Consider the following 4,591-nt stretch of genomic DNA (forward strand, 5'->3'; position numbering starts at 1 on the left):
TCGTCTACTTCAACGATCGGGAGGTCTATCCGTGGCCGAACAACTTCGGACGTCCCAATTGGCGCGTCACGAACCAGGTGTCGGACGCGGCCATGACAACAAATCCTTCAAACACGGGAGAGGCACAATGACAAAATTCCGGGCGTTGTTGATGATGTGTGCAATCAGCGGCTTCGTGGGGGCGGGTGCGATCAATGCCGATGCGGCCCAACCCAAAACAAGCGGTGCTGCACAGTCGGCTGCACCCCTGACGACGGACGAACTCGTTAAGCTGTACCACGGTCGATCCTGGCTGTGGAAAGACGGTGCAGGGTATTTCTCGGCCAAACAGCGGCGATTTACCGCTTGGAGCCGCGAAAGCGGCTCCCCTTCATATGCTGACGGGCGTTGGTTCGTGACCGACCCGGGAAAGCTCTGCTTCAAGGCCAAATGGCATGCCAGGGAGGGCGCCGCGTCGGCTCTGACCTGCTTCAGCCATCGCAAGAAAGGCCGCGTCGTGTTCCAGAAGCGGGAACCGGATGGAGAATGGTACGTGTTCAAGACCACACCGGCCAGGACGCGTGACGAATATGGGAAGATCCGGCCCGGCAACTATGTGAGCGCGCGTCTGAAGCGAATCGAGGCAAGGCTGTCGAGCGGCAAATAGCCGTCTCGATTATGGCCGTCCGTTTGGATGCTCCCTCTGGTGAGCCGCGACTTGCCTGGGGGAGACATCTGACGGCCGGTCCTCGCGCAGATCCGTCGTTGTTACGCGCCAGTCTGGCGATCCGTGCCCGTCGGGCCAGTGGTGCGGTTCCTTGTCGTTGAAATAGACGATTGCGGCAAGCAGCGGAAACAGACCACGGCTGGACGAGAATTCTGAGATTTCGGCGAGCCAATTGTGGCGGTAGTCCTCCTGACCGGCCACTCCCAATTCCGCGATGATGACTGGCTTGTCGAATTGCTCGACGCGATAATACTTCTCGCCAAAGGCTTCAGCAAAGGTCCGTGGCTCACCGTACCAAGCACGGTCCCATGTCTCCAGCCCCCAGACCGACACGCCAATCATGTCGACGTAAGCATCGCCCGGATAATATTCGGCCAGGCGCCGCTCGCCCTTCGGCGACCAGATGAAGCGAGCCCGCGGCGCCGTCTTTTTGCAGGCCTCGACAAAATACCGATATGCGGCAATGTAGCCCCCGGAGTCGCGGCGAGCCCATGGATAGCGGCCCGTCGGATCTTCCATTTCATGGCCCCAACGGATCCAATAATCGCCCGGAAACTCTGCCACGGCGCCGCATACCGCCGCTATCTGCGTGTCGAATTGACCTCCTAGAATATCCGCAAACAGGTGATCCCCGCCGTCGCGCCAGTTGCCGGCCTTTGTGTACGGCTCGACTGTGACCATCAGCGTCCGCGCCTTGGACTTCGCAAGTTGCATCTTGCTGGTCAGCATCGCCTTGTCCAAGGCCTGCCAGTAGACAAAGACATGCTCGATGCGCGGCCGGGCCGAGTGCCGGAACAGGTTTTGCGGATCATAAACCCCAAGCAACACCGACCTGAGCGGTGGGTTGCTGTAAGGCAAAGGGGCCCCGATCGCCGTCGTTTCCACCGTGTCTATGTTAAGGACCGGCTCCGCTGCCGATGTTTCCGGCGCCGCCAGATGGAGCAGGGCAAGGAACAACGCCAGGATCTTTGTGCGGACCATGGATAGCCTGTCCAGGCTTAAGGCCGTCGGGACGGCCGGAGAAAGCAGTCCGAGGTTCTCCCGAAGCCGCTCGGTGTGCAGATATAAGGCGCCTTGCCGATATAGCCACTGCCAGCCAGCCTCACCGGCAACGTTCTTTTGCTTTTTGCAGCCGAAGCCGTCGTCCGTTTTTCCGTCAGTTTACCGGGATAACCAAATTGCGTCGATAAGGACGACGCGACAACCGTCTTGTCAGGCAGCCGCGCGCAGCCTGGCGCCAGTACGGCTATTGCCACACAAGCAAATACAACTGCCGAACAATGAAGATTGGAATATTTATTGCCGGCAGCTGTTGTGCCTTGCCGGGCATTGGTATATTTGCATTCCGCAAGTATTGTCTTTTTCATATCATTTGCCCCCTGTCGTTGTAACTCTAATACCTCAAATGTATTTCGGGTCGTTTAAGGGGATCTGGAAAATGCGAACGAAATATCCGGCCTGAGCGCCGGGATTGGAGCAGGTTTTTTAGACAATCCACTTACCGGAGGGCGCAGACCGCCACGGGACGCCATACAAATTCAATCAGGCCGTGAACGTCCATGGATGCGGTTGTGCGCCCTTGCAGGTCCGGACAGCCCGCGTCGTCTGGCGCTGTTTTCGCGATGGAGGCAGACCGGTGACGGTTGAGCGCACTGTTGGCAAACTTCGAGTACCCCAAAGCGCCAAGACCTATACGGCGACATCTCGGGAAGAGGGTGCGATGGATCATGGCTGCAGCGTCACCTTCGCTATTGGCCGGGCCGGGTGCTCGGGGCAGCCGCGTCGAAGAATTTCGCGGCCGTTAACGATGTTGCGACCTCTGATTGCATCGTTGTGGACCATTGCCGATGGCTTGGCTAAGCTGGTCAGCCGATGCACCACTTGTCCGTAACATCGGCCCTAGTGATTTCGATCATGGCCGGTCTCACATCCAACTACCTTGCTACTTGGATTGTGGCCTCAGATTGGCGAATGTCCCAATCTGCTATCGGTGCCCTCGCAACGTCGGGAAGGGGATCGAGCAGATAAAATCCTCGCTCGCTCGTCAGGACGCGCTGGAACGCGACCCGGGATCGACCGGTGGCCAGGCGCTGCCACGGCGCCAGCGACATGATGCAAGCCGTTCGCCTCGCGGGCCAGTGGATGGCGCGTCGAAGCGAACGCTGAACATCCTTTCGCACCCCTTCTTCCGAAGGAGCGCAACAGTCGGATTATCCCGGCACCGAGAGAATTGGTTCCGCATTGCCAACCGAGCGGAGGAGGCGACCGGATCGCGGATTGCAGATGGTCTGGCGCCGGCAGCCATCAAAAACGGGTCTACGCCGGATGGCGTGGTTGATTTATTAACCTCCCTCAAGCAAGTTGCTGAATGCAAACTGATCGTTGATTCGGGGGGCTTTGCTTATCAGTGCTTTTTTGTGGCCGTCGCCTGCAATGTGAAATGAGAGGCGCTTCATCGTTCCTGGCCGAATCCACGCGGCCGGCATCACGAAGCAATTCACACTTGGCCTGTCCACGACATTGCCGCCCTCCATTGCGAAAGGGACCCTGACAGTGCCACCTGTACGCCAGGGTATTCTCGCCGCGATCTTCTTTTCAACGACGGCGCTTTCTCCGCTCACCGCATCCGCCGAAACCATATTCGGCGCGCTCACCAAGGCATACCAGCTCAATTCGACGCTGAATTCGGCCCGCGCCGGCGTGCGGGTGACCGATGAGGGCGTCGCCATCGCCAAATCCGGCTACCGGCCGACGATAAACGGCGTGGCGAGCATCGACTACTCCTCGCAATCGGGCACCCGGCTCACAACCGGGCAGTTCGGCGTCGAGATCAACCAGATGCTGTTCGACGGTTTCCAGACCAAGAACAATGTCGCGGCCGCCGAATCGCGGGTGTTCGCTTCCAATGAGAGCCTGCGCAACACCGAGCAGAATATCCTGTTCAACGCGGCCAGCGCCTATATGGACGTCATTCGCGACCGGCAGGTGGCGGTGCTGCTGGAGCGCAATCTAGAATTCCTGTCGGAGCAGGCGCGTGCCGCCCGCTCGCGCTTCGAGGTCGGCGAGGGCACCCGTACCGACGTGGCCCAGGCCGACGCCAGCCGTTCGGCCGCCGTCGCGCGGGTCGCTGCGGCGCGGGCGCAGGCGCAGTCGAGCGCCGCCATCTATCGCCAGATCGTCGGCGAGGCGCCGGGCCGGCTGGAGGCGGCGGCGCCGCTCGCCAAGCTCCTTCCGCCCAGTCTCGACCAGGCGATCGGCGTCGCCTCGAGCCGGCATCCGGCGATCATGGCGACGGAGCATCTGGTCGACGCGGCCGGGTTTACGGTGAAGTCGGCCGAAGGCCAGTTGCTGCCGCAGGTTTCGGCGAGCGCGAGCGTCGGGCGGATTTTCACCGAACGGCATGCCGTTAACGAACTGACCGGACTTCCGGGCGTCACCGAAAACTCGGGCAATTCCGCCCGTATAGGCGCTCAGCTGACCGTGCCGATCTACCAGGGCGGCAGGACCTCGGCGCAGGTGCGCCAGTCGAAGGAATCTCTGGGCCAGGCTCGCATCGAGGTCGACGTGCAGCGCGATCAGGTGCGCGCCGCGATCACCTCGGCCTGGACCCAATACATCGCCGCGCAGGAAACGCTTGCCGCGACGCGCGAGGCGGTGACGGCGGCTGAACTCGCGCTCAGCGGCGTCATCGAAGAGCGCAATGTCGGCCAGCGCACCACGCTCGACGTGCTCGATTCGCAGGCCGACGTCATCGATGCCCAGATTGCCGTGGCCAACTCGCAGCGCGATCTGGTGGTGGCGAGCTATGCCATCCTGTCGGGTGCGGGCGACCTTTCCATTCGCCGCCTCGGGCTCAGGGTTGCCGAATACAAGCCCGAAGAGCAT

At 60.9% G+C, this 4,591-nt stretch carries 5 protein-coding genes; 3 read left to right on the forward strand and 2 right to left on the reverse strand.

The features are described from left to right. Window positions 1–127 precede the first annotated feature (127 nt). Window positions 128–646 (forward strand): DUF995 domain-containing protein, encoded by a 519-nt coding sequence (locus MAXJ12_RS24955; RefSeq protein WP_008838837.1) that lies wholly within the window; start codon window positions 128–130, stop codon window positions 644–646. 9 nt (window positions 647–655) lie between these two features. Here MAXJ12_RS24955 and MAXJ12_RS24960 read toward each other — a convergent pair whose 3' ends face one another. Both MAXJ12_RS24960 and MAXJ12_RS35670 read right to left on the reverse strand, forming a co-directional pair. Continuing rightward, window positions 656–1,663: a glycoside hydrolase family 26 protein gene (locus tag MAXJ12_RS24960; protein ID WP_157999660.1), complete on the reverse strand. Its 1,008-nt coding sequence runs from the start codon at window positions 1,661–1,663 to the stop codon at window positions 656–658. A 41-nt stretch (window positions 1,664–1,704) separates the two neighbouring features. Beyond that, window positions 1,705–2,073: a hypothetical protein gene (locus MAXJ12_RS35670; protein ID WP_085984061.1), complete on the reverse strand. Its 369-nt coding sequence runs from the start codon at window positions 2,071–2,073 to the stop codon at window positions 1,705–1,707. 771 nt (window positions 2,074–2,844) lie between these two features. On the opposite strand from MAXJ12_RS35670, the gene MAXJ12_RS37050 reads away from it, so the two are divergent. Both MAXJ12_RS37050 and MAXJ12_RS24965 read left to right on the forward strand, forming a co-directional pair. Further along, window positions 2,845–3,150 (forward strand): hypothetical protein, encoded by a 306-nt coding sequence (locus MAXJ12_RS37050; RefSeq protein WP_139044027.1) that lies wholly within the window; start codon window positions 2,845–2,847, stop codon window positions 3,148–3,150. A 109-nt stretch (window positions 3,151–3,259) separates the two neighbouring features. After that, the coding region (locus MAXJ12_RS24965; protein WP_008838839.1) for a TolC family outer membrane protein at window positions 3,260–4,591 on the forward strand (1,332 nt) is incomplete at its 3' end.

The organism is Mesorhizobium alhagi CCNWXJ12-2 (assembly GCF_000236565.1).
Classification (GTDB): Bacteria; Pseudomonadota; Alphaproteobacteria; order Rhizobiales; family Rhizobiaceae; genus Allomesorhizobium; species Allomesorhizobium alhagi.